The following is a 24,626-nucleotide window of genomic DNA, read 5'->3' on the forward strand; positions in this document are numbered from 1 at the left end:
TCTGCGGAGTTCGGGGCGGTTCAGGCGTCGATCGCCTGCTCGGCGGGTTCCTTCCGTGACCGGACGGCATCGATCGCGACGACGAACAGCAGCGACACCACACCCCACATCACGAAGGTGACCAGGTGCGACCCGACGGCGTCGCCGCCGAAGTACAGGATCGAGCGGACCGACTCCACCGCCGCCGGCATCGGCAGCACGCCGTGCAGGAACTTGAAGATCTCCGGCGTCATGTACATCGACATCGCGCCGTTCGAGGCCGGCACGCCGAGGAACATCAAGGTCCCGACCGCGGGGATGACGGCGAGCAGCCCGAACAGGCGGTGCAGCGCCAGGGTGAACATCGAGGTCGTGAACGTCGCGACGATCCCCACTCCCCACAGCGGCAGGAAGTGCCCGTCGACCGCTCCGGTGATGGGGTCGGCGATCACCCAGAGCACGGCCGGCATGAACAGCGCCCATCCGGCGGCGATGGGCAGCATGCGCCGCAGGACCATGGCGGCGGGCTGCGCACCGCCGGCCACGACGACCACCATGAAACCGGACATGATCCAGCCCATCGCGACGTAGAGCGTGACCGTGCCCATCGTGTCGGAGTCCGGCAGCGGGGCGACGTTCTCCATGGTGAGGGGCACCTGCATGCCGCCGGCCACCTGGTCGAAGACCCGCTGCACGACCTGCTGCTGGCTCATGCCGGCAGCCTCGTTGGTGATCAGGGTCGCGGTGGGCGACGCGGCGGACGGCAGGACGAAGGCCGCCACGATCGTGCGGTCCTGCACCTCGGCGCGTGCCTCGTCGAGCGAGTCGGAGGTGCGCAGGTCGAACAGACCAGCCATGTTCTGCTCGAGCCCTGCGACCACCTGGCCGGCCTGCTCGGTCGTCCCGGCGACCACGGTCACCGGCATCGCGCGCGGCGTCGGCTGGTACATCGCGCCGAGCATGATCGAGAGCATCAGCACGACCATGGCGAAGGGGAAGAACGCCAGGGTGAGGTAGCGGACCCGATCGCTTTCGGGACGCGGCCCGTTGGTGAGCGAGGGCATCGTGATCTCGGGGTCCCCCGCATCGGGGTTGCGGCGACGCTTCAGGGCGTCGACACCGAGGGTCGCGGCGAGGGCGAGCACGGCACCGAGGACCAGGACCATAAGGTGGCCACCGAGTCCTTCCCCACCGAAGTACAGGACCGACCTCAGCGACTCCCCCGCGGCCGCGGTCGGCAGGAAGCCGTGCAGGCTCGAGTAGATCGACGGCAACGAGTAGACCGACATGCCCAGGTTCGAGGCGGGGACGCCGAGAACCATGACGAAGAGCATGCCCGCCAGGACCGCCATCGGTCCGAGGATCCGGGTCAGGAACAGCTGCACCGAGCCCACGGCGAAGATGGAGAGCCAGCAGATTCCCAGCACGGTCGCGGTGTGGCCCTGGATCACGCCGAGGATCGGCCCGGCGACGAGCCACACGAGGCTGCCGATCAGGACGGACCATCCGGCGAGCAACGGCACGATGCGGCGGAACCGCAGCAACTCCGGGGAGTTGGACAGCATGATGCTCAGCGGCATGTAGCCCGCGAGCATGAGTGCCTGCGCCATGAACATGACGCCCAGGCCGGCCATGTCGTTCCCCGGCAGCGGAGCGAGGTCCCGAGCGGTGAGGTCGAGACCCTGTCCGAGGACCTGCGGGGCCAGCAGTCCGGTGACCAGCGACGACTGCGACGCTCCCGCCGCGCCCGCGGTGTAGACGGTGGCGGTGCCGGCGTCGGACAGCGAGACCGCACCGGAGACCTCACGCGCCAGCACGAGATCGCGCGCAGCCGCGTCGTCGGCGACGATCCGGACGTCGACGGCGTCCGGATCCGCGTCCTCGAGCGCACGCGCGAAGTCGTAGGCCTGCTGGGTGGGACCGGCGACCGCGATCGGCATGTCGCGCGGAGCCGGGGCGTGCATCGCGTACAGGTACCCGGTGATCATCATCCCGACCATCAGGAACGGCATCACGAAGATCGCGACGTAGCGCCCGATGTGTTCCTTACGGGCGCGGGCGAGGTCGGCCTCGGTGGGTTCGCCGCCCGGCGGGTCGTTCTTCTCGAGCGTGATGGTGTCGGTCAATTCGGGGACTCCTCGATGCCCTCCGGCGACCCGGTCGTCTCCACGGCCCGGCCCGGAAAAATACGCTGGTTGACTTAAAAAATTACGCCGAGTGTCTTAAAGTGGCCAAGCCGAGCCGTGGTGACCTTCGTCCCACTCGGCGTCGGGGCACACTGTGACCCGAGCGAGAGAAAGCGACGGGACCAATCGTGGGCAGTTACGGCGACCAAGCACGACGAGCACTGCTCGATTCGGCGGAGGAACTGTTCGCCACCTTCGGGGTCGACGCGGTGTCGAACCGGCGCATCGCCGAACACGCGGGCAACGCGAACCACTCCGCCGTGAGCTACCACTTCGGCAGCCGGGACGAACTCGTGCGCGCCACGCTCCTCCGTTATTCCGAGGACGCCGCAGCCCGGCGCAGAGAACTCGTCGCACTGCTGGGACCCGACCCGGGACTGCGGGACCTGTTGGGCTGCTTGATCATTCCCTTCACCGATCAGCTCGCGTCGATGCCCGTCCCGAGCTGGCGGGCACGGTTCCTCCAGCAGCTCAGGACCGTGCCGTCGATGGTCGAGACCGTCGCCGCGAACACCATCGCGGACCCGATCGTGGAGGATCTCGTCCAGCGGGTCCGGGCATACGTGTCCGAGCTCCCGGACTCGGTGTACACCGGGCGTTCGTGGCTGCTGGGACGGTTGGTCATCGACGCGTGCGCCGACTACGAGGAACGGCTCGAACGAGAGGACGTGGAGCCGGACTGGACCGGGTTCGCCAACTTCCTCATCGACGCGTGCGCGGGCATGCTCGAAGCCCCGGTCACCAGCGCGGGCGACTTCCTCGGCTACCGCACCACGTCCGCGTGGGCCTGATCGGTCACCCGACGGCCAGCGCGGCGCGCAGGTCCGACACCGAGATCACCGGCCGATCGCACACGAACCCGCGGCACACATAGGCCGCCGGCGCTCCGTCGACGAGGAACCGACCGGCGAACAGCGGCGACGACTCAGGTTCACCGCCCACCACGAGCGATCCGCCCGGAGCCGTCCGCCGCGCGACGTCGAGCAGCTCTCCCCCGCCGACGACGGCCACCTGGATCGGACCGCGCACCGCGGCCTCGGCGACCGTGAGCCAGTGCCCGGCCGATCGGGGTGCCCGTTCGAGCAGCAATGCGGCGGTGGCGAGCGCCGCGTCGGCGGCCTCCCGGTAGCGACCGCCGTCCTCGACCGCCGCGGACAGCGTCAGCAGCGCCTCGGTTACGAGCGCCGCGCCCGACGGGGTGGCGCCGTCGATCGGGTCGCGGGGCCGGGCGACGAGCGTCTCCGCGTCGTCGGCGGTGTCGAACCAGCTGCCCGGCTGCTCAGGGTCGGCGAAATGCGCGAGCGCGATGTCGGCCAGGTCGCGGGCCGGTGCGATCCACGACGGGTCGCCGGTCGCCTGATACAGCGCGAGCAACGCGGTGACCAGGGCTCCGTGGTCCTCGAGCACGCCGACGGGTGCGCCGACGACACCACCGAGCGACGCGCGCCGCAGCCTCCCGTCGACGAGGTGCGTCTCCAGAAGGCGACGCGCGCAGGTCGCGGCGGCGTCGATCCAGTCCGCGCGCCCGAAGGCGGCGCCGGCCTCGGCGAGTGCGGTGACGGCGAATGCGTTCCAGGCCGTGACGACCTTGTCGTCGCGTCCCGGTTGCGGCCGGGACTGCCGGGCCTCGAACAGCCGCGCACGCACCCGCTCGGCGCGTTCGGCGTCGTCGGGGTCCGACGGCAACTGCAGCACCGACATACCGTCTTCGAACGTGCCGGCCTCGGTGACCTCGTAGAGCCGCGCGGCCCACGCGCCGTCGTCCGGGCCGAGGACCTCGATCAACTGCGCCGGTGTCCACACGTAGGTCAGGCCTTCGACGCCTGCGGTGTCGGCGTCGAGGGCGGAGGCGAAGCAGCCTTCGGCGGTGCCCAGGTCCCGCAGCAGGAATCCCGCGATGCCCTCGGCGACGCGCCGCGTCGCGTCCAGTCCGGTGATGCGTGCGAGGTGGGCGTACACCCGCAGCAGCAGCGCGTTGTCGTAGAGCATCTTCTCGAAGTGCGGCACCACCCAGGCCGCGTCGACGCTGTACCGGGCGAAACCCCCGGCGAGCCGGTCGTGGATGCCCCCACGCGCCATCGCGTCGGCCGTCCGTTCGACGACCGCGAGCGTCTCCGCCGTTCCGCTGCGTTCGTAGCTGCGCAGCAGCCCTTCGAGCAGCGCCGACGGTGGGAACTTCGGAGCGCCCCCGAACCCGCCGTGGGTGCGGTCCTCGTCGGCGGCGACCGTGCCGGCGACCACGTCGAGCAGCGCGGCGTCGACGGGCCGGGCCCCCTCCGGCAGCCCGCTGCTGCTGCGCTGCAGTTCCGCCACGATCGCACCGGCCGCGCCGGCCACGTCGTCGCGGCGGGTCCGCCAGGTGTGGGTGACGGCCTGGAGCAGTTCGGTGAACGACGGCATGCCGCCACGCGCGACGTTCGGGTAGTAGGTGCCGCAGTAGAACGGGGCACCGTCGGCGGTGAGGAAGCACGTCATCGGCCAGCCGCCGTGCCCCGTCGTGGCGACGGTGGCGTTCATGTACACCGCGTCCAGATCGGGTCGTTCCTCCCGGTCGACCTTGATGCACACGAAGTTCTCGTTCATGACGGCCGCGGTCGCCTCGTCCTCGAACGACTCGTGCGCCATCACGTGACACCAGTGGCATGCCGCGTAGCCGATGGACAGCAGGATCGGCACGTCGCGCTCCCGCGCCTCGGCGAGAGCCGCGTCGGTCCATTCCTGCCAGTGCACCGGGTTGTCGGCGTGCTGCTGAAGGTAGGGCGAGGTGCTGTGGCGGAGGCGGTTGGCCATGCTTCCGAGCCTGCCACGCCGGGCAGCGTGGGGCTCGTGACAAGCGAGAGCTATTTGCTCTCGGACCCCTTCTTTTCGGTCTTTTCGGTGCCCTCGATCTCGGGCGCGGTCTTCTCCGTGCCCGGCGCGGTGGCCGCGCCCCGGTCGGTGCCCTCGTCGGCGGCCTGATCGGGCTCGGGATGCTCGGGCCGGAACGTCTCGGGCAGCTTGCCGATCCGCTTGTTCATGTTCCGGATGAGCAGTGCCGTCGCGACGAGCAGGACGACGATCAGCGCCAGCCCGACCGGGGACGCCTTGCCGAACTCGGGGCCTGCGGGGTCCTGCGCCAGAACGTCCGCTGCCAGCATGCCGATCGTCATCGCACTCGTCCGTCCTCGATGCCCGCGAACAGATCCGACTCGGGGATCACCGTGTGCACGCGGGTCTTGGCCAACTCGAATTCTTCGGTCGGCCACACCTTCTGCTGAATGTCCAGGGGAATCGCGAAGAACGATCCGTTGGGGTCGATCTGCGTCGCGTGCGCGCGCAGCGCGTCGTCACGTTGCGGGAAGTAGTCGCCGCAGGTGATCTGGGTGGTCACGCGCGCCATGATGTCGCCTTGTTCGGTGCGCCAGCGGTTGAGCCATTCCTCCATCGGGAAGCGTTCACCGCGCCGTTCGTACTCGTCGCGGAACAGCTCGATGCGCCGGCGGATGAAGCCGTGCGAGTAGTACAGCTTGCGAACCTTCCACGGCTCGCCGTCCTCGGGGTGGTAGTCGGGATCGGCGGCGGCCTCGTAGGCGGCCATCGACACCTCGTGGCAGCGGATGTGGTCGGGGTGCGGGTAGCCCCCGTTCTCGTCGTAGGTGGTCATGACGTGCGGGCGGAACTCGCGGATGACCTGGACGAGCTTGCGGGTGGGTTCTTCGAGCGGAACGAGCGCGAAGCAGCCTTCGGGCAGCGGGGGCTTGGGGTCGCCTTCGGGCAGGCCGGAGTCGACGAAACCGAGCCAGCGGTGCTGCACCCCGAGGATTCGGGCGGCCTCGGCCATCTCCTCGCGGCGCACCTCTTCCATCCGCTCGCGGATGCCCGGGACGTCCATGGCCGGGTTGAGGATGTCGCCGCGTTCGCCACCGGTCAGGGTGACGACCAGGACCTCGTTCCCCTCGGCCGCGTAGCGGGCCGTTGTGGCGGCACCCTTGCTCGACTCGTCATCGGGATGGGCATGCACGGCCATGAGCCGTAGTCCGCTCACGTGTTTCCTCCACCTCGCCGTTGTGTGCTCTGTCCGACCGCGCGCCCGGCACCGCAGGCGGGGCACGTCGGTCCTTCCCCTATAGTTCCACCTGACCAGTCCTCCGTCAGCCGTGGCCCCGGGCCCGCGCAGACGGGCACGAAAGCAAAGTGATGAGCAACACCACCGCGAACGACAGATACCCGGCCGGCCGCTACCCGACGGCCGGCGGTTCGTCCCGGCGCACCCGCAAGTGGGTTCTCGGTGCGATCAGTGTCGCCGTCGGTCTGGCCCTGGCGTTCGTGGTGTATCTGCAGTTCGGCCGGTCGGAGATCGAATCGGAGATCATCACCTTCGAGGTCATCGACGATTCGACCGTCGACCTCCAGTTCACGGTGACCCGCCGGGACCCTTCGCAGGAGGCGGTCTGCGTGATCCGGGCCCGGTCGAAGGACGGCCAGGAGACCGGTCGCCGCGAGGTGCTGATCCCGCCGTCCGACTCCGGAACGGTCGTCCTGAATTCGACGGTGAAGACCTCGCAGCGCCCCGGCATGGGCGACATCTACGGCTGCAGCTTCGTCGTTCCCGAATATCTGCACACGCCCTGACCGAACAGCGGCTTTCCGTCCCCGGATCCGCGTTGGTGCTAGAATGGTCGGATACACGGTTCCACCCTTTGGGGCCGTGTATTGCTGCATAGTAGGCAGTACGGCTCCGTTCACCACACCCAGTGGGGGTAACGATCAGGAGCCCATGCTGTCGTGGTCGCTGCATGTGCGCGGCCTGTCGACGGAGCCGGGGGCTCCAACCCGAAGGAAGTGATCGAGGATGACCGAGACCCAGGGCACCTGGCTGACACAGGAGTCGTACGACCGACTCAAGGCAGAACTCGACCAGCTCATCGCGAATCGTCCCATCATCGCGGCCGAGATCAACGAGCGCCGCGAAGAGGGTGATCTCAAGGAGAACGGCGGCTACCACGCCGCCCGCGAGGAACAGGGCCAGCAGGAGGCCCGGATTCGCCAGCTCCAGGAGCTGCTCAGTGCCGCGAAGGTCGGCGTTGCGCCCACCCGGTCCGGTGTCGCGCTGCCCGGATCGGTTGTCACGGTGTACTACGAAGGAGACGAGAGCGACAAGGAGACGTTCCTGATCGCGACCCGTGAAGAGGGTGCGCGCAGCAACGAGATCGAGATCTACTCGCCCAACTCCCCGCTCGGCGGCGCGCTGCTCGAGGCGAAGGTCGGCGAGACCCGTGAGTACGTCCTGCCCAACGGCGGCACCATGAAGGTGACCCTCGTCAGCGCGGAGCCGTACCACGGCTGATCGGACGGCCGTGAATCCACGGCCGGTCCTGTCGAACGCCTGAGAAAGGCCCCGACCGTGCGGTCGGGGCCTTTCTCGTGTCCGGACTCAGAAGATCCTGCGGGCCTTCATGTCGGGGAATACCGCGCCGACCCGGACGACGTCACCGGTCGTGGGCGCATGCACCATCTGGCCGCCGCCGATGTAGATGGCGACGTGTCCCGGTCCCCCGGCCTGCCAGTTGCCGAACAGCAGGTCGCCGGGCCGGGCCTGATCCAGCGGGATCTCGGTGCCGACGTGCCATTGGGTTTCCGAGGTGCGCGGCAGCGCGATGCCGGTCGCGGCGTAGACGGCGTAGGACGTGAGCCCGGAGCAGTCGAAGCCGCCGCCGGACGGGCCGTTGATGTTGCCGCCGCCCCACACGTAGGGCAGGCCCAGGAAGCGGAATGCGAGGTCGACGACCTTGTTGCCGGTATCGGTGATGCCGGGCAGGCCCAGGCCCAGGAACGGCGACAGCAACCGGGAGAACGCCGCTTCGGTCGCGCGGATCTTCGCGACGTAGGGCTTGGTCTGGTTCTCGTAGTCGGGTGAGCCCGACGGCATGCCGCCCGAGCGACGGACCGCGCCGATACCGGCGTTGTACGCGGCCAGTGTCAGGTCCAGGGTGTCGCCCTGCACCAGGCCGCGCTTCTTCCAGTCGTCGATGAGCTTGTAGTTGTCGCAGAGCAGCGCACCCGATGCCATCACCGGATCGGCGATGCCGAGGACGTCCGCGATCCCGTCGCCGTCGGCGTCCTTGCCGTATGCGTCCCAGGTGCCCGGCATGAACTGGCCCGGACCTTTCGCGCCGGTCGGCGAGACCGGCGCGGTGGGCCCGTAGCGGAAGCCGTTCTCGGCCGAGTACAGGGCGGCGAGTACGGGCGTGGTGATGCCCTCGCACAGCGACCCGGCCTTCTTGAGCCACGGCGCGAAGACCGCGACGGCCCCGATCGGGGCGAGGCTCGTTCCGGGCAGGATCGCCGGGATCGACGGCAGCGTGATGCCGCCGACGGTGATTCCGGCCGGGGCCTGCGCAACCGGCCCGGTCGCGACCGCGGGCGGCGGTGTCACCGCGAACGGATTCGGTCGCGGTGCCGGAGCGGCGGGAGCCAGGCCGGGCGGGGGTCCCGCGCTTTCCGGGGGTGTCACGAGGGCCGCGGCCGCCTCGGGCGGAAGATGCGGTTCGATCGCGGCCGCCACGGAGTTCGTGGCGTCCACGACCGCCTGTTGCGCCGCCGGCCGAACTGCTTCGGGCAGCGTCGCGATCATGTCCGTTACCTGCTGGTCGACGCCGGGCGCGGACGCCTCGAACGATTCGATGACCTGTGTGACCTGGTCCTTGATCTCCGCCGGAATGTCGGCCCCCTGTACCAGGGCGCTTGCGGCCGTAGCCACTGCAACGATCACGGCCGACGCGTCGACTGACATACGCGAACTCCCCACCATCCATATCCGGAACGACTTCACCGTACGTTGTGATGTCGATCACCGGTGTCGTTTCACCACGTTCATATCACATATATGTAGGAACGTGTTTCAATAAGTCGGCTCATGTTGGACCTCCCCCGGTATAATCCCGGTACCAGAGGTTACAGAAATCCCGCCCGGAACAGGGGCGTCCGCCCGCGAAGCGCCGCGGCGCTCAGCCCGGAATGCCGGTGACCAGCGGCGCGATCGCCTTGCGGGCCACCGAGCGTGCGACCTCGATGTCGTCGAGGTCGTAGACGGCACTGGGCAGCACGAGATAGCTGAGCGTCAGGCGGATGATCGCGTCGGCCTGGATGTCCGCGTCCGCCGCAGGCAGGACGCCCTCCGCCTGGCCGGCCACGATGCGGGCGGCGATGAACCGCCGGCCGAGTTCGAGGGGCGAGGGGTCACCGGCCGAGAGCATCGCCACCAGGGTGGCACCGTGCGCCGGATCCGAGTTCCCCGCGATGAACCGACGGCGAAAGCGCAGGCACGCGACGAAGGCCGCCTCGATGCGTTCCACCGGATCGGTGACCGTGAGGAAGGTCGTGCCGATCTCTTCGAGGAACCCGCGCAGCGCGCGCGCCAGCGCCGCCTCGAACAGCGCGTCCTTCCCGCCGAAACGGCGGAAGAGCGTCGCGCGACTGACCCCCGAGCGCGCGGCCACGTCGTCCATCGTCGCGGCCCGGGTGCCGCGCTCGGCGAGTACGGCGAGCGCGGCGTCGAACACCCCGTCGTCCGCCTCCGGCGCCGACAACACCTGCTCGATCGCGCGACCGAAAAGACTGGGTAGCGACGCACCGGGGCGGGTCATCCATCCACTATCGCACCTGAGACTATTCTGCTACCAATGATCTCATGACGAACGCGGTGGAGACACGCCCCCATCCGGAGACCACGCCCCTCGATCCGCCCCCGCTGGGTCCGGATTCCGTCGCCTGGTCGGTGTTCGGTGACCTGACGTTCGTACTCGGCGCCTCGCGGCGGCTGCTGATCGACGTGGCGCATCCGATCGTCGCGACGGGCGTGCGCGAATTCTCGGTCTTCGAATCCGACCCGTACGGGCGCGCCGAACGCACCCTCGACATGATCATGGACGTCGTCTACGGAGAGGAGGAAGCGCTCGCCACGGCACGCCGCCTGCGGGATCTGCATCGCTCGATCAAGGGCACGAATCCCGACGGATCACGCTGGAGTTCACTGAATCCCGAAGCGTTCCACTGGGTTCACGCGAGCCTGGTGCACGGCGTGTACACCCAGCAGAAACTCCTCGGGCGCGGCTGGCGTCCCGGCGAGGTCGAGCAGTTCTACCTGGAGATGCGCCGGGTGGGCCGGCTGTACGGCGTCCGCGAGCAGGACATGCCCGCCGACTGGGCGGCCTTCTGCGCGTGGTTCGACGAGATGTCGGCGACCCGGCTGGAGCGCTCGGACATCACCGACCGCGTCCTCGCGGTCGTCGGATCGCCGCAGCCTCCCCCGATTCCATTGGTGGGCAACAAGTTCCTCTGGAACTACACCTCACGGCCGATCGCCGGACGGGTCCTGACCCTGATCACCGGCGGTCTGCTGCCACCGGACCTGCGCGAGATGTTCGGCATGCGCTGGACCCGGAGCCACGAACTCGCCTTCGCCGCGCTCGCCGCCACGTCGCGCACCGTGCTACCGCGACTGCCCCGGACCGTCCGTATGGTGCCGCAGGCGCGCCGGGCACTGCGCCGCGCGGAACGCCGCACGCACTCGCATCCCGATGCCCGGGTCGTCGACGTGCGCAGCGCCGACGGCACCCGCCTGCACGCCGAGATCCACGGACCGGACGACGCCCCCACGATCGTGCTGGCACACGGCATCCTGTGTTCGACACTGTTCTGGCGCAACCAGATTCGTGATCTGAGCAGCGAGTTCCGGGTCGTCGCCTTCGACCATCGCGGGCACGGCCGCAGCGACGCCCCGCGCGCCGGCAACTACGAACTCGACCATCTCGCCGACGATCTGCAGGCGGTGCTGACCGCGACCGTCCCGGACGGGCAGCGCGCCGTCGTCGCGGGACATTCGATGGGCGGAATCGCGGTGATGAGCTGGGCGCAGAAGTACGCGGCGGACGCGGCGTCCCGGGTGTCGGCGGTCGCGCTGGTGAACACCACGCCCGGCGACATCCTCGACAACCTGCGGTTCCTCCGCGGCCCCGAACGCACGCTCGCGCTGCGTCGCCGGTTGGCGCAGTCGGTGGCACCCGCGGCAGGTCTCCCGCTGCCGCGTCGCCTGCCGCTGCGCCGGCAACTGCTCGCCCGTGTCGCGGTCGGTGCCACCGCGGACCCGTCGGTCGCCCGCGAGGTCGATGTGATCCTCGCCGCGACCTCCGCGCGTGGACGCGGCGGCTACGGCGCACTGCTGGTGAACATGGTGACCGACGTCGACCCGGCGCACGTTCCGGTTCCGGCAGTGGTGATCTCGGGACGTCACGACCGGATCGCCCCGCCTGCGCGGTCGCAGGCGATCGCCGCGCGGCTGCAGCACCCCCTGGGTCTGCACGAACTCGACTCGGGCCACTGCGGGCCACTCGAACGCCCCGACGAGGTCACCGCGGTACTGCGGGACCTGGTGGAAACCACCCGATGAGGCGCGCGATCAGGGCTGTGACCACGTTCGCCACCGCCACCGTCCTCCTCGCCGGCTCCGCCGTCGCCTCGGCAGAACCGCCGTCGGGATTCGACGAAGTCACCGGCGTGTGGCACACCGCGGTCGACCCGGCGTCCTGCCGGCCGGGAGATCTGGTGGAGACCGGGATCCAGGGCGAGGTCCCGCTCGCGGACCGCACCTCCGGCCGCAGCACCGGCGGATACAACTGCAACATCGACCTGATCGGGCAGTACCAGGGCCAGGGCGCCGGTCCGATCAGCCCCACCTACGGCGACTGCGCATACATCGCGTCGACCTTCCCCACCAATCTCCTCGGCGAGGACGCCGGTGTGCAGGTTCTCGACGTCGGCGACCCGGCGCATCCGGTGCGCACAGCGGTGCTCACGGAACCGGCGATGGTCGGCGGCACCTGGGAATCGCTGAAGGTACACGAGGGGCGCGGTCTGCTCGTCGGCACCGGCGTCGGATTGATCGAAAGCGCCGGCTACATCTCGGTGTACGACATCTCCGAGGACTGCGCACACCCCCGGTTGCTGAACACGACCACCGGTTCGCTGCCGAACATGCCGGTGCCCATCACCACCCACGAGGGCGCCTTCTCCCCCGACGGCAACACCTACTGGGCGTCCGGGATCGCTCCGGGCTGGGTCAGCGCCGTCGATCTCACCGATCCCACGCAGCCGATGGTCGTGTGGGGCGGCCTCACCGGTGTCGCCGCGCACGGCATGGGATTCACGCCGGACGGGAGCACCATGTTCCTGTCGAATCTGGCCGGGATGACAATCCTCGACGTCTCGGCGGTGCAGAATCGGCCGCCGCGCACCGTGATCGGCCATCCGCTGCCGCACCTGGGTTCGAAGTTCTGGACCGACGGCCTGCTCAGCCAGCACAGCGTGTACGTCACGTACGACGGCGTGCCGCACATCTTCACCGTCGACGAAGGCGGCTCCGGCGGCGTGAAACTGTTCGACATCACCGACCCGGCCGCCCCGCGCTGGCGCACCAGCGCGAAGCTCGCGATCAACCTGCCGGAGAACCAGAACCGCTGGGCGTCGAGCAGCGCCGCGAACGGTGCCTTCAGTTACGACGCGCACTACTGCACCGTCGACCGCCCCGACGATCCGCGCGCGATGGCGTGCGGCTGGATCCAGTCCGGCATCCGGGTGTTCGACGTGACGGACCCGGACCGGTTCCGGGAGATCGCGTACTTCAACCCGCCTGCGCAGACCGGGAAGAACCTGCAGTTGCCGAATTCGCTGCACGCGACGCTCGGATCGATCGCGGCCCCGCCGATCATCGGCACTCTGTCCGTCGCCCGCGCGATCCTGCAGGGCGAGACCGGAACCGACGGGATCGTCAACGAGCGCAGCCGGCTCGTCGGCGGCGACCTGTCCGCCGACTGGTGCCTCTCGCCACCGGAATTCCACGGCGACAAGCTGTATGTGACGTGCATGGACAACGGGTTCATGGCGCTGCAACTGGATCCGGCGGTGTATCCGCCGCGATGAGCACGACACGTCGCACCACGCTGGTACTCGCCGTGGCCGTACTGTGCCTGACGCTCGGTGTCGCGGTCGGACGGATCTCGTCCGGCGGCGGCACCGATCCCGGCCCCGCGACCGCGACGGTGGCGCTCACCGACGGCGACATCGCGTTCGCGCAGGCCATGTCGATGCACCATCAACAGGCGATCACCATGGTCGACATGCTCGGCCGGGACGTCGCGCCGGACGTGCGTGCGCTCGCCGCGCAGATCCGTACGTCGCAGGTGCAGGAGATCGGAATCCTCACCGGCTGGCTGGAACTCGCGGGTGCACCCGCCCAGCCGACCGGGCACGACCATGTCGGCATGCCGGGCGTCGCGACGAACGTGGAATTGACCCGCCTGCACGACGCCACCGGCCCCGAGCGTGAAATCTTGTTCCTGCAGTTGATGATTCGCCATCATCAGGGCGGGATCGACATGGCGGCGGATGTGGCGCACACGACCGCGGTGCCGGCCGTGCGCACCCGTGCGACCGCACTCGTCGACGAACAGCACCAGGAGATTTCGTTGATGGCCGTGGCGCTGGACGCGCGGGGTGCGACCGTCCTGCCGTATCCGTGACCTGTGCCGGTCGACCCGTGTCAGTCGGCCTCGTCCGAGAAGGGGTCGACCAGCGCGGCGGGGTCGAGGTCCGGGTCGTCGAGGACTTCGAGCATCGCGGCCCGCTGCTCCTCGGCGATCCGCTGGATCTCGCCGACGATCCGCCACGCGTCGCCGACGGACACGAGGCGGGTCAGCAACAGTTCCCCTGCGCCGACCTGCCGGCTCGCGACACGGTCGCTGATCTCGACGGTCTCGCCGGTGACCAGATCCCGCGCGGTCACCGACACACCCGGCTGCACCCGTTCGACCTCGTACAGTGAGCGCTTCGCCTCCAGCCACTGCCTGGCCAGGTCCAGTTCGTCCTCGGGCAGCAGGTAACCGCGCTGCTCGACGAACTCGGCGAACGCCCCGCACTCGAACAGCACCAGATCGGTGATCAGCGGATCGGCGAGCGCCTCGTTCAAGGCCTCGGCGTACTCCTCGTCGAACTCGTCGAGGTCGGCGACGCGATTCTCGGCGAGCGCGAACTGCACAACGGACCATCGCGGGAGGTCGGTGTGCATCGCGGCCTTCTGATACAGCCATGCGGCGCGCTCGGTGAGCGGGTGATCGGCCTTGCCGAGGTGGCACACCTTGTACTTGCGTCCGGAACCGCACCAGCAGCGGTCGTTGCGGCCGAGGTCGGGCCGGTCGACGGGCCGGAAGAACTGCAGTAGTTCGTACAGGGGCTCTTCGTCGCCGCCTTCGATCCGGTCGAGGAGGGTGAGGCCGCGCACCGCGTCCCCGCGGTCGGAGGCGAAGTGGGCGAGGTCGATCAGGCTCGGGACGAACTCGACATCGGCTCCGGCCGACTGCTCGTAGTGGCGCTCGGCATCCCGCATCCGTCCGTCGTATTCGGCGGCCCGTCCGGCGAACCAGTGCGCAGGTGCGGCAAGTTCGCGAGATCCGAAGGACAGCAACACTTCTGCCGCCTGCGCGAGCGCCGCCGGCGCAAGTTCGTGTTCGATGACCTGCCCCAGTGCCACCGCGGCGACGTACGGGTCGGCGAGATGCCGGTACAGCCCGGCGCCGTGCTCGACGAACTGCGGGTCGAGCTCGTCACCGTCCTCGATCGACTCGACGAGCCCGACGAACATCAGCACGTCCGGGACGGCTTCCCGGTCGAGGTCGAGCTCCTCGGCATAGACGGCGAGCCGCTGTTCGCGCAGGTATTCGGCGAAGTCGAAACCGCGCGGCGCGATGTCGTCCTGATGCCGGTCGAAACCGGCGGCGTCGATCCACTCGTTCAACGGAACGGCCGGTTCGGCGAATCCGGCCGGATCGGTTGCCACGAGACTCAGCAACACATCTTCGAGCAGAACCGGGAACTCGGTGTCGGCACCGATGCCGGCCGCAAGGTCGGGCCCGGCGGCGAGGTCGCCGTCGACGCGTCGCCACTGCACACGTCCGTCGGTCACGGTGAACGCCACCACGTCACCGGGGGACCACCCCGCGAACGTTCCCGGCGGGAGCAGCAGGATGTCCTCGTCCGGAATGTCACCGTCCCCGATACCCCGCTCGACGAGGCGTTCGTCTTCCGGGTCGTTGAAGACGTACTCCACGCGGTCCTCGTCCGGGTTGCCCCACAGCGCTCTCGTCGGCAGGCCGAGCTCGTCGGCGCCGGTCGCGTCGGCCGCGATCTCCGCAGCCGAGAGACGGTGGGTGAACACCCGCCCCTCGAGCAGCGTGTCCACGGCGACGTTGCGCCCGTCCGGAAGCAGGTCGAGGTACGGATGATCGAGGTCGACGACCGCGTACCCCAGTTCGTCGGCGTCACCGAATCCCTCGTCGGCGAGATGCGCGGCGAGGTCGTCGTCGGTCAGCGGTCCGTGCCGACGGAGCACATCGAGTGCGGCGTCGGTGAGGGCGTCGAGGTCTGTGCTCACAACTGTCGATCGTACGGGTCCGCCGGCCGGTCGCAGGACGCAACCGACCGGCGGACCGTGTCGTCTATCCCAGCGCCTGCTCGATGTCCGCGAGCAGGTCGGCGGCGTCCTCGATGCCCACCGACAGCCGAACCAGGTCTTCCGGCACCTCCAGCACCGAACCGGCGGTCGACGCGTGCGTCATCGCACCCGGGTGTTCGATGAGCGATTCGACGCCGCCGAGGGATTCGGCGAGCGTGAAGATCTCGGTGCGCTTGCAGAAGTCCAGCGCAGCCTCCCGGCCGCCCGCCAGGCGCACCGAGATCATGCCGCCGAACCGGCGCATCTGCTTGGCGGCGACCTCGTGTGCGGGATGGGACTCGAGCCCCGGGTAGAGCACATGGCTCACGGCCTTGTGGCCGGACAGCAGATCGACGATCTGCTCGGCGTTGTCGCTGTGCCGCTCCATGCGCAGCGCGAGCGTCTTGATGCCGCGCAGCGTCAGGTACGCGTCGAACGGTCCGGGCACGGCACCGGCGCCGTTCTGCAGGAACCCGAACTTGTGGTCGAGTTCCTCGTCGTTCGTCACCAGCGCGCCGCCGACCACATCGGAGTGGCCGCCGATGTACTTCGTGGTCGAGTGCAGCACGATATCGGCGCCGAGCGTCAGCGGCTGCTGCAGGTACGGAGAAGCAAAAGTGTTGTCCACCACCAGCTTTGCGTCACCGGCATGCGCGACCTCGGCGATCGCGGCGATGTCGCCGATGTTGAGCAGCGGATTCGTCGGCGTCTCGAGCCACACCAGCTTGGTTTCGGGACGGATCGCCGCGCGCACCTCGTCGACATCGTTGACCGCGACCGGCGTGTACTCGATGCCCCACTGGGTGAAAACCTTGTCGATGAGACGGAACGTGCCGCCGTACGCGTCGTTGGGGATCACCAGGTGGTCGCCGGGGCGCAGCACCGACCGCAGGACGCAGTCGGTGGCGGCCATGCCGGAACCGAACGCCCGTCCGTAGGTTCCGTTTTCGAGTGCGGCGAGGTTCGCTTCGAGCGGTCGCCGCGTCGGGTTGCCGGTCCGGGCGTACTCGAATCCGCTGCGCATGTTGCCGACGCCGTCCTGCGCGAACGTCGAACTCGCGTAGATCGGCACATTGACCGCGCCGGTCTGCGGGTCGGGATCGTATCCGGCGTGGACGGCTCGGGTGGAGAATCCGTGGCTGTGCTGCTCACTCATGCGGTCCAGCCTATCGACATCGGAGACACCGCGGTCCGGTGACGTCGAAGACATCACCGGACCGCGACGTCGAAGACGTCACCGGACTGCAGTGTTCGTCCGTCAGGAACCGGCGCTGATGAAACCGAGCAGGTCGTGGCGGGTGATGACGCCGACGGGCTTGCCGTCGTCGATGACCATGAGCGCGTCGGTGTCGCCGAACGCCTTGGTCGCGGCACCGATCGACTCGCCGACACCGATCAGCGGCAGGGCCGGGCTCATGTGCTCGGCGACCGAGTCGGCGAGCTTCGCGCGGCCTTCGAACACGGCGCTGAGCAGTTCCCGTTCGCTTACGGACCCGGCGACCTCACCGGCGGTGATGGGCGGTTCCGCACCGACGACCGGCATCTGGGAGACGCCGTATTCGCGGAGGATCTCGATGGCGTCGCGCACGGTCTCCGACGGGTGGGTGTGCACCAGGTCGGGCAGGTCGCCGGACTTGGCGCGCAGCACGTCGCCGACGGTGGAATCGTCGGGCTTGCCGTCGAGCGGCGAACGCAGGAAGCCGTAGGACGCCATCCACTTGTCGTTGAAGATCTTCGACAGGTAGCCGCGGCCACCGTCCGGAAGCAGCACCACGACGAGCGCGTCGGGGCCCTCACGCTCGGCGACCTTCAGGGCGGCGACGACCGCCATGCCGCACGAACCGCCGACGAGCAGGCCTTCCTCGCGGGCGAGCCGCCGGGTCATCTCGAACGAGTCGGCGTCGGAAACGGCGATGATCTCGTCGGGGATCGACGGGTCGTATGCGCTGGGCCAGAAGTCCTCGCCGACACCTTCGACGAGGTAGGGGCGGCCGGTACCACCGGAGTACACCGAGCCCTCGGGGTCGGCGCCGATGACCTTGACCTTGCCGCCGGACACCTCCTTGAGGTAGCGGCCGGTGCCGGTGATGGTGCCGCCGGTGCCGACACCCGCGACGAAGTGCGTGACCTTGCCGTCGGTGTCGCGCCAGATCTCCGGGCCGGTGGTTTCGTAGTGGCTTTCCGGGCCGCCGGGGTTCGAGTACTGGTCGGGCTTCCAGCCGCCGGGCAGTTCACGGGCGAGGCGGTCGGAGACGCTGTAGTAGCTGTCCGGGTGTTCCGGCGGAACCGCGGTCGGGCACACGACGACCTCGGCGCCGTACGCCTTGAGGGTGTTGCGCTTGTCCTCGCTCACCTTGTCGGGGCAGACGAACACGCACTTGTAGCCGCGCTGCTGCGCGACGAGGGCCAGGCCGATGCCGGTGTTCCCGGAGGTCGGCTCGACGATGGTGCCGCCCGGCTTCAGCGCGCCGGACGCCTCGGCTGCGTCGATCATCTTGACCGCGATGCGGTCCTTCGAGCTGCCGCCGGGGTTGAGGTATTCCACTTTCGCCGCGACGAGCGCCGAGCCCGGCTTGACGACCGAGTTGAGCTTGACGAGGGGGGTGTTCCCGATCAGGTCGACGACGGTTTCCGCGATGCGCATGGCTCCATGTTCTCATTTCACGATGTGGTCCGGCCCGGCGGCCGTCTCGGCGGCCGGGCGGAAACACGACAGAAACACCGCTGCCCGTGCGTGTTTTCGGTAGTGGGAACTACCGAAAACACGCACGGGCAAGCGAGGTTCAGGGCAGGACTATTCGCTCTGGAAGTAGCTCAGCAGTCGCAGGATCTCGACGTACAGCCACACCAGGGTGACGGTGAGACCGAACGCGACGCCCCACGCGGCCTTCTCCGGCGCCTGGGCGCGGATCAGCTGGTCGGCGGCGTCGAAGTCCAGCAGGAAGCTGAACGCGGCGATGCCGATGCAGACGAGGCTGAAGACGATGGCGAGAGCGCCGCCGTCACGCAGGCCCAGGCCGCCGTCGATGAAGAAGCCGGCGACGAGGTTGCCCAGAGCCAGGACCAGCACGCCGATCAGCGCGCCCACGATCATGCGGGTCAGTCGCGGGGTGACGCGGATCGCGCCGGTCCGGTACACGACGAGCATGCCGAAGAAGACGCCGAACGTGCCGAGAACGGCCTGCGCGATGAGGGTCGATCCGCCTGTTCCACCGAACGTGATGTCGGTGAACATGAACGACAGCGCGCCGAGAAAGAAGCCTTCGGCGACGGCGTAGGCGAGGACGATCGCCGGGTTGTCCATCTTGCGGCCGAAGGTCGCGACGAGGACCAGCACCAAGCCGACCAGACCGCCGCCGATGACGAACGGCGCGGCCAGGTTCACATTGGAGTTGACCAGGAAGTAGGAGACCAGCGCCGAGACCGTCAGCACACCGAGGGTGATGCCCGTCTTGGTCACGACGTCGTCGATGGTCATCGCGCGGGTGGTCGCGGGGCGGGCCCACGGATCCTGCTGCGCGTACTGCGGCTGACCGAATTGCTGGGTGACCTGCGCGGCGCCCGCCGTCGCAGAGCCGAACGTGGCGTATCCGCCGCCCTCTTGCTTGGGCAGGTTGCGGAACACCGGGTTACTGGTGGTGCGCACCGTGCACATCCCTTCTCGTGGTCGGTTCTGTCCGTTCAACGTGCTGCGGGTCGCGGGAGTTCCCGCAGACACCGGCCCGGCACACTCGAGATCGGACGAACCGGACTCTACCGGGTTCGCACGGACCTGGTCACCGTGAACTTGCGGTTCCGTCCCGCCATGTCGGTCCGTCCGACGACCCGCCGCAGGGTTCCCCGGTAGTTGAGATGCGAGTTGTACACCGTCCACAGTTCGCCGCCGTCGCGCAGGATCCGGGCGGCGGCATCGAACATCTTCTCGGCGGCACCGGTGTGCACCGCGGCGCCGACGTGGAAGGGCGGATTGCAGACCACCAGGTCGACGGAGTCGTCGGGCAGCGTCGAGGCGGCGTCGTCGCGCAGCACCTCCACCCGGTCGGCGACGCCGTTCGCGGCGGCGGTCGCAGCGGCCGACGCGATCGCCGCCCCGGACTGGTCGGTCGCGACGACCCGCAGGTCCGGGTTCTGCCGGGCCAGGGACACCGCGAGGATCCCGGTCCCGCAGCCCAGGTCGACGGCCACCGCCGCGTCCGGACGCATACGCGGCAGGAACTCGAGGAGGAACCGGGTGCCGATATCGAGGCGCGGACCGGCGAACGCGGCTCCGTGCGCGACGACCGTCAGCTCGATGTCGGCCAGGGTCTCGGTCACCGGATAGGTGGACGGGCCCGGGATCGGGGTGCGGGCGGTGAGCACCCGCGACTTCTGCCGTCCGCGGGAGGCCTGCACGTCGGCGAAGGAACGTCCCAGCACGTCGTTCATGGCCAGGGAGATGTGCTTGTCGCGACCACCGGCGAAGACGACGACCTCGGGGTCGGCGTGGCGGGCGATCGTCTCGGCGATCTCGGCGAGCGCGCTCAGCGACCGCGGCAGCCGCAGCAGCACCACCCGCGCGCCGGTCATCAGGGCGGCGTCGAGGCCGTGCCGGGTGTAGTGGTCGGTGAGGCCTTCGCGGTCGGCATTGGCGGCCAGTGCCCGCTCCCCCACCACCGAATCCTGATGGACACGGATACCGGTGCTGCCGTATCGCACGGCGGCACCGAGCGTGAGGGCACCGTACTGGTCGTCGACGACCACGACGGTGCCCGCCGGCGCCGCGGCGAGCGCGGCGCCGGCTTCGTCGAGGAGCAGCCGATCGGCGGCATCCACGGCAACCAGGTTCGGCGCTTCCACGTCGGGAAAGCGCCGCAACCTGGCGAACAACTCCTGGCAGTCGATCAGCACTCGCCCTTGCCGGCGTTCTCGATGGCGCGGAGCGTGTCGGCCTTCTGGTCCTCGGAGAGGCCCTCCCAGCCCGGGAGCATCTGCTGGGCGTCGGCGACGGACTTGGCGGCTTCCGCGCGGTCCTGGCCCCAGCCTTCGAGCTGCTCGAAGTACGGCAGCATCGCGGTGCAGATCTCGTCGTAGCTCTGGCCGAGCTCGACGCCGGTGGACCCGGTGGCGCCGGAATCGCCGGCGGCGGCCGCCGCGCTGGTCGTGGTGGTGGCCGTGGTGGTGTCGCCGGCCGAGTCGGATCCCTCGTCGGAGGATCCGCACGCCGCCGCAAGCAGGACCGCACCTGCACCCAACAGCGCCGCGAGAGTCTTCTTCATCTATGTCCCACTTCTGGTCGCAGTGTCGTTTTCCGGTAGTCCCGGCGGCAACACGGTAAACGAATCCGCTGGATGGATCAGCGCCGGGCGGTACCGGACCCGACTATCCTGGAGAAACCGGGCGACGAGGCGGTTTGCAGCGATGGTCGAACAGAATCCGCTCGAGACGCAACGAGCACCGTTCCTCGACGTCACCGACGACGAGGATGCCACCGCGCGCGATCTGGAGGCAGTCGGGTTCGCGGACCCGCAGGAGATCGGTCGCGGAGGTTTCGGGGTCGTCTACCGCTGCCGCCAGGAGGAGCTCGACCGCACGGTCGCGGTGAAGGTCCTGGCTTCCACACTCGAACCGGAGAATCTCGAACGCTTCCTCCGTGAGCAGCGCGCGATGGGCCGCCTGTCGGGACATCCGCACATCGTGACGGTGCTGCAGGCCGGCTCGACGCCGGGGGGTCAGCCCTACCTGGCGATGCACTATCACCCCCACGACTCGCTCGAAGCCCGCATCCGCCGCCACGGGCCGTTGGCGTGGCGGGACGTGCTGCGCATCGGGGTCAAGCTCGCCGGCGCTCTGGAAACCGCTCACCGCTCGGGCATCCTGCACCGCGACGTCAAGCCCGCGAACATCCTCATCACCGAGTACGGCGAGCCGCAGCTCACCGATTTCGGGATCGCCCGGGTCGCAGGCGGATTCCGCACCACGTCGCGCGAGATCACCGGGTCTCCGGCGTTCACCGCACCGGAGATCCTCGAGGGCAAACCGCCCGCCGCGACCTCCGACGTGTATTCGCTGTCCGCGACGCTGTTCTGCGCACTGACCGGGCACGCGGCGTTCGAGCGCCGCAAGGGCGAACGAGTGGTGGCGCAGTTCGTGCGCATCACCACCGAACCGATCCCGGACCTGCGCGGCGAGGGCATCCCCGACGACGTGTGCGCGGCAATCGAGCAGGGCATGGCCACCGATCCGGACAACCGGCCGCAGACGGCGTTCGCATTCGGTGACATCCTCCGGCAGGTCGAGGAGGCGCACTCGCTCGACGTCGACGAGATGGCGCTGCCGACCCACCCCGGCCAGGCCGACCGCCCTCCGCTCGGCTCCGCCACGCACCGGACCGGCGGAATTCCCACCGGAGCGATGCCCACCACCGGATCGCATCGGTACGGCACGTCGGGGGCGACGACACCGTCGACGGCGCCGGCGACCCGATTCCGTCCTCCCTCGACCACACGTCAGCTCGTGCCTCGCACCCGGCTGATCGATCTGCTGCGAGCCGGGCAGCGCCGCAGGCTCACGGCCATCCACGCACCTGCCGGATTCGGGAAGTCGACGTTGGCGGCGCAGTGGCGTGAGGTGCTCACCGGGGAGGGCGTTCCGGTGGCGTGGCTGGCCGTCGACCACGACGACAACAATGTCGTGTGGTTCCTCACCCACGTCATCGAGGCGCTGCGTCAGGTGCGGCCGGCTCTGGCCCAGCTGTTGTCGGAGATCCTCGAAAGCCACGCGGACGACGAGGCGGAGCGGTACGTCTTCAGCGCACTCATCGACGAGCTGCACCGGCAGGACATGCGCACGGCACTGGTCATCGACGACTGGCATCGGGTGGAGTCACCGGAAACTGTTGCCGCACTGGACTTTCTTCTCGACCGAGGATGCCACCACCTGCAGATCGTGGTGACCAGCCGAAGCAGGTCCGGACTCCCCCTGAGCCGCATGCGTGTTCGCGACGAACTCGTCGAGATCGACTCCGACCATCTGCGTTTCGACGTCACCGAGTCCGATTCGTTCCTGCGGGACGTGAGCGGTCTGCACCTCGACCACGAGGACGTCGACGATCTCACCCGCACCACCGACGGCTGGGCCGCGGCACTGCAGCTGGCGTCGTTGTCCCTGCGCGACAGCGACGATCCGTCCGGTCTCATCGAGCACCTGTCCGGCCGGCACCACGCGATCGGTGAGTTCCTCGCCGACAATGTGCTGTCCGCCCTCGAACCGGACATGTACGAATTCCTGTTGGCCACCTCGATCCCCGAACGGATCAACGGCAGTCTCGCCTCCGTCCTGGCCGACACGAAACGCGGGCAGGCGATGCTCGAGGAGGCCGAGGATCGCGATCTGTTCCTGCGTCATCTCGACGACGAGCGGATCTGGTTCGGCTACCACCATCTGTTCCTGGACTTCCTGCGGCGCCGTCTCGAACGCGACCATCCGGACCGGGTCGCGGATCTGCACCGCACGGCGGCACGGTGGTTCGCACGGCACCACATGCTCAGCGAGGCGGTCGACCACGCATTCGGCGCCGACGACGAGCAGCTGGCCGTGGATCTGGTCACCGAGGACGGGCTGTACCTCGCCGAGCGCTCGCACCTGACGACGCTGCTCGCACTGCTCGACAAGTTGCCACCGCAGGCCGTGGCGAAAAGCCCTCGGCTGCAGCTGAACCTGGGATGGGGGAACGTTCCGCTGCAACGACTCCCGCAGGCGAAACGGGCACTCGATGCCACGCGGGAAGCTCTGGCCCACAGCGACCTTCCCGAATCGGAGATCGAACTGTTCCGGATCGAGGCGGACGTGCTCGAAGCCTCGATCGAGATGCAGTCGGACCGGCCCGAGCGCATCGAGGAACTGATCCGGGAGTGCATGGAGAAGCCGGACGCTCTGCCGCCGTGGGTGGCTTCCGCCGCAGTCGATTTCGGCACCTACAGCGATCTGTACCGGTTCGATCTCGCAGGAGCCAGACGCCGGCAGGAAGAGGCCGCGCGCTACCACAAGCTGACGAAGGGCACGTTCGCGGCCGTCTACGGACAGACCCTGGCCGGTATCGCCGCAAGTGAGCAACTCGACATCGCCGCCGCCGAAAGCCTCTTCCGTGCGGGGTTGCGCACGGCGCGCCGTGACAGCGGACCGCACTCCCACTCGGCGCGCCTCACCGCGTCGATGCTCGGCGAACTTCTGTACGAGCAGAACCGGATCGCGGAGGCGGAGGAGTTGCTCGACGAGAGCCGGCACATGGGTGGCGAGGGCGGTACCTCCGAGTTCATGACCGCCCGGTTCGTCACCGCAGCTCGGTTGAAGGCGGCGCGCGGTGACCTCGAGACCGCCGTGGCACTGCTCGACGAAGGGACTCGGACCGCGGCCGATCTCGATCTGCCACGACTGCGCGCGCGGATCGACAACGAACGGGTGCGCATAGGGCTACCGATACAGGCTCCACCCGAACGACCGATGTTGGACGACGACACCGTCTTTCCCAACGGTGTCGTGGAGACGACCGCCCAGATCGAGGACTCCACCGCCATCCGATTGCTCTGGGATCGCGGCGATTCCGAGTCGCTGGAACGCGCCTGCGAGTGGGCGCATCGGTGGCACCGGCGGGTGCGCGCCCAGAACCGGCCCCGTGCGGAACTGATGGCCACGCGTCTGCTCGTCGGATGCCTGTTCGCCGCGGGACGCACCGAGGATGCGGAGCGGAGGCTCGCCGAGGTGGTCCACATCTGCGGCGAGCGCGGCATGCTGCGGTATCTCGTCGACGGAGGTGCGAACACGATCGCCGTGCTGGAGCTTCTGCACAAGCGACTGCGCGAGAATCGGTGGCCGCCCGACTGGCCCACCGTCGACGAAGCATTCGTCGACGAAGCGGCGCGTATCGCGGGCGTCGCGAAGGGTACCGACGGGGTGTCGTGAGT

19 protein-coding genes are annotated in these 24,626 nt (G+C 69.0%); 7 read left to right on the top strand and 12 right to left on the bottom strand.

What is annotated here, in order from left to right:
• Positions 1 to 20: 20 nt before the first annotated feature.
• Complete coding sequence (locus ACWDUD_RS02660; protein WP_450108236.1) at positions 21 to 2,105, bottom strand: ABC transporter permease; 2,085 nt, start codon at positions 2,103 to 2,105, stop codon at positions 21 to 23.
• Positions 2,106 to 2,293: 188 nt separating this feature from the next.
• Between ACWDUD_RS02660 and ACWDUD_RS02665 the strand changes: the two genes are divergently transcribed.
• The gene (locus ACWDUD_RS02665) at positions 2,294 to 2,956 is read left to right on the top strand and encodes a TetR/AcrR family transcriptional regulator (protein ID WP_197257231.1); all 663 of its coding nucleotides are present in this window, start codon (positions 2,294 to 2,296) and stop codon (positions 2,954 to 2,956) included.
• 4 nt (positions 2,957 to 2,960) lie between these two features.
• Here ACWDUD_RS02665 and ACWDUD_RS02670 read toward each other — a convergent pair whose 3' ends face one another.
• From ACWDUD_RS02670 to mca, 3 genes are read right to left on the bottom strand one after another with little or no spacing between them, the layout of a single operon-like run.
• Entirely contained in the window at positions 2,961 to 4,955 is a 1,995-nt protein-coding gene (locus tag ACWDUD_RS02670; RefSeq protein ID WP_450108237.1) for a thioredoxin domain-containing protein, read from the bottom strand.
• 50 nt (positions 4,956 to 5,005) lie between these two features.
• On the bottom strand, positions 5,006 to 5,314 hold the full coding sequence (locus ACWDUD_RS02675; protein WP_248676129.1) for a hypothetical protein: 309 nt from the start codon (positions 5,312 to 5,314) through the stop codon (positions 5,006 to 5,008).
• On the bottom strand, positions 5,311 to 6,189 hold the full coding sequence (gene mca, locus ACWDUD_RS02680) for a mycothiol conjugate amidase Mca (protein WP_197257234.1): 879 nt from the start codon (positions 6,187 to 6,189) through the stop codon (positions 5,311 to 5,313). Before mca ends, ACWDUD_RS02675 begins: the two co-directional genes overlap by 4 nt.
• Positions 6,190 to 6,341: 152 nt before the next feature.
• Between mca and ACWDUD_RS02685 the strand changes: the two genes are divergently transcribed.
• Both ACWDUD_RS02685 and greA read left to right on the top strand, forming a co-directional pair.
• Positions 6,342 to 6,776, top strand: coding sequence for a DUF4307 domain-containing protein (locus tag ACWDUD_RS02685; protein WP_197257235.1), 435 nt, complete (start codon positions 6,342 to 6,344; stop codon positions 6,774 to 6,776).
• 220 nt (positions 6,777 to 6,996) lie between these two features.
• Entirely contained in the window at positions 6,997 to 7,491 is a 495-nt protein-coding gene (gene greA, locus ACWDUD_RS02690) for a transcription elongation factor GreA (RefSeq protein ID WP_450108238.1), read from the top strand.
• 87 nt (positions 7,492 to 7,578) lie between these two features.
• On the opposite strand, the gene ACWDUD_RS02695 is transcribed toward greA, so the two are convergent.
• Together ACWDUD_RS02695 and ACWDUD_RS02700 are read right to left on the bottom strand one after the other, a co-directional pair.
• Positions 7,579 to 8,937, bottom strand: coding sequence for an NlpC/P60 family protein (locus ACWDUD_RS02695; RefSeq protein ID WP_450108239.1), 1,359 nt, complete (start codon positions 8,935 to 8,937; stop codon positions 7,579 to 7,581).
• Positions 8,938 to 9,151: 214 nt separating this feature from the next.
• Positions 9,152 to 9,790 (bottom strand): TetR/AcrR family transcriptional regulator, encoded by a 639-nt coding sequence (locus ACWDUD_RS02700; protein ID WP_450108240.1) that lies wholly within the window; start codon positions 9,788 to 9,790, stop codon positions 9,152 to 9,154.
• Between the two features lie 44 nt (positions 9,791 to 9,834).
• On the opposite strand from ACWDUD_RS02700, the gene ACWDUD_RS02705 reads away from it, so the two are divergent.
• The 3 genes from ACWDUD_RS02705 to ACWDUD_RS02715 are packed head-to-tail and all read left to right on the top strand — an operon-like array spanning position 9,835 to position 13,720.
• On the top strand, positions 9,835 to 11,592 hold the full coding sequence (locus tag ACWDUD_RS02705) for an alpha/beta fold hydrolase (RefSeq protein ID WP_450108241.1): 1,758 nt from the start codon (positions 9,835 to 9,837) through the stop codon (positions 11,590 to 11,592).
• Positions 11,589 to 13,121: an LVIVD repeat-containing protein gene (locus tag ACWDUD_RS02710; RefSeq protein ID WP_450108242.1), complete on the top strand. Its 1,533-nt coding sequence runs from the start codon at positions 11,589 to 11,591 to the stop codon at positions 13,119 to 13,121. The genes ACWDUD_RS02705 and ACWDUD_RS02710 overlap by 4 nt, the downstream gene beginning before the upstream one ends.
• Positions 13,118 to 13,720 (top strand): DUF305 domain-containing protein, encoded by a 603-nt coding sequence (locus ACWDUD_RS02715; RefSeq protein ID WP_450108243.1) that lies wholly within the window; start codon positions 13,118 to 13,120, stop codon positions 13,718 to 13,720. The genes ACWDUD_RS02710 and ACWDUD_RS02715 overlap by 4 nt, the downstream gene beginning before the upstream one ends.
• 20 nt (positions 13,721 to 13,740) lie before the next feature.
• Here the strand turns inward: ACWDUD_RS02715 and ACWDUD_RS02720 are convergent, their stop codons facing one another.
• The 6 genes from ACWDUD_RS02720 to ACWDUD_RS02745 form a co-directional block, all read right to left on the bottom strand.
• Positions 13,741 to 15,627 carry an SEC-C domain-containing protein gene (locus tag ACWDUD_RS02720; protein ID WP_450108244.1) on the bottom strand — a complete coding sequence of 629 codons (1,887 nt, stop codon included), beginning with the start codon at positions 15,625 to 15,627 and terminating at the stop codon, positions 13,741 to 13,743.
• A 64-nt stretch (positions 15,628 to 15,691) separates the two neighbouring features.
• Positions 15,692 to 16,843, bottom strand: a complete 1,152-nt coding sequence (locus tag ACWDUD_RS02725) for a cystathionine gamma-synthase (protein WP_450108245.1) — start codon at positions 16,841 to 16,843, stop codon at positions 15,692 to 15,694.
• Positions 16,844 to 16,945: 102 nt separating this feature from the next.
• A complete protein-coding gene (locus tag ACWDUD_RS02730; RefSeq protein WP_197257247.1) occupies positions 16,946 to 18,331 on the bottom strand; it encodes a cystathionine beta-synthase in 1,386 nt (461 codons plus the stop codon).
• Between the two features lie 150 nt (positions 18,332 to 18,481).
• Positions 18,482 to 19,333, bottom strand: coding sequence for a Bax inhibitor-1/YccA family protein (locus ACWDUD_RS02735; RefSeq protein ID WP_450108246.1), 852 nt, complete (start codon positions 19,331 to 19,333; stop codon positions 18,482 to 18,484).
• Between the two features lie 107 nt (positions 19,334 to 19,440).
• Entirely contained in the window at positions 19,441 to 20,574 is a 1,134-nt protein-coding gene (locus tag ACWDUD_RS02740; protein ID WP_450108247.1) for a class I SAM-dependent methyltransferase, read from the bottom strand.
• Positions 20,568 to 20,942, bottom strand: a complete 375-nt coding sequence (locus tag ACWDUD_RS02745) for a hypothetical protein (protein ID WP_450108248.1) — start codon at positions 20,940 to 20,942, stop codon at positions 20,568 to 20,570. Before ACWDUD_RS02745 ends, ACWDUD_RS02740 begins: the two co-directional genes overlap by 7 nt.
• Positions 20,943 to 21,084: 142 nt before the next feature.
• On the opposite strand from ACWDUD_RS02745, the gene ACWDUD_RS02750 reads away from it, so the two are divergent.
• Positions 21,085 to 24,624, top strand: a complete 3,540-nt coding sequence (locus tag ACWDUD_RS02750) for a protein kinase domain-containing protein (protein WP_450108249.1) — start codon at positions 21,085 to 21,087, stop codon at positions 24,622 to 24,624.
• The last annotated feature ends 2 nt before the right edge of the window (positions 24,625 to 24,626 follow it).

Source organism: Rhodococcus sp. NPDC003382 (assembly GCF_053589135.1).

Coding starts and splice junctions, on each gene's coding strand:
- ACWDUD_RS02715 (WP_450108243.1), top strand. CDS start 13,118: ATGAGCACGACACGTCGCACCACGCTGGTACTCGCCGTGGCCGTACTG.
- ACWDUD_RS02750 (WP_450108249.1), top strand. CDS start 21,085: ATGGTCGAACAGAATCCGCTCGAGACGCAACGAGCACCGTTCCTCGAC.
- ACWDUD_RS02705 (WP_450108241.1), top strand. CDS start 9,835: ATGACGAACGCGGTGGAGACACGCCCCCATCCGGAGACCACGCCCCTC.
- ACWDUD_RS02670 (WP_450108237.1), bottom strand. CDS start 4,955: ATGGCCAACCGCCTCCGCCACAGCACCTCGCCCTACCTTCAGCAGCAC.
- ACWDUD_RS02725 (WP_450108245.1), bottom strand. CDS start 16,843: ATGAGTGAGCAGCACAGCCACGGATTCTCCACCCGAGCCGTCCACGCC.
- ACWDUD_RS02700 (WP_450108240.1), bottom strand. CDS start 9,790: ATGACCCGCCCCGGTGCGTCGCTACCCAGTCTTTTCGGTCGCGCGATC.
- ACWDUD_RS02695 (WP_450108239.1), bottom strand. CDS start 8,937: ATGTCAGTCGACGCGTCGGCCGTGATCGTTGCAGTGGCTACGGCCGCA.
- ACWDUD_RS02675 (WP_248676129.1), bottom strand. CDS start 5,314: ATGACGATCGGCATGCTGGCAGCGGACGTTCTGGCGCAGGACCCCGCA.
- ACWDUD_RS02710 (WP_450108242.1), top strand. CDS start 11,589: ATGAGGCGCGCGATCAGGGCTGTGACCACGTTCGCCACCGCCACCGTC.
- ACWDUD_RS02685 (WP_197257235.1), top strand. CDS start 6,342: ATGAGCAACACCACCGCGAACGACAGATACCCGGCCGGCCGCTACCCG.
- greA (WP_450108238.1), top strand. CDS start 6,997: ATGACCGAGACCCAGGGCACCTGGCTGACACAGGAGTCGTACGACCGA.
- ACWDUD_RS02730 (WP_197257247.1), bottom strand. CDS start 18,331: ATGCGCATCGCGGAAACCGTCGTCGACCTGATCGGGAACACCCCCCTC.
- ACWDUD_RS02745 (WP_450108248.1), bottom strand. CDS start 20,942: ATGAAGAAGACTCTCGCGGCGCTGTTGGGTGCAGGTGCGGTCCTGCTT.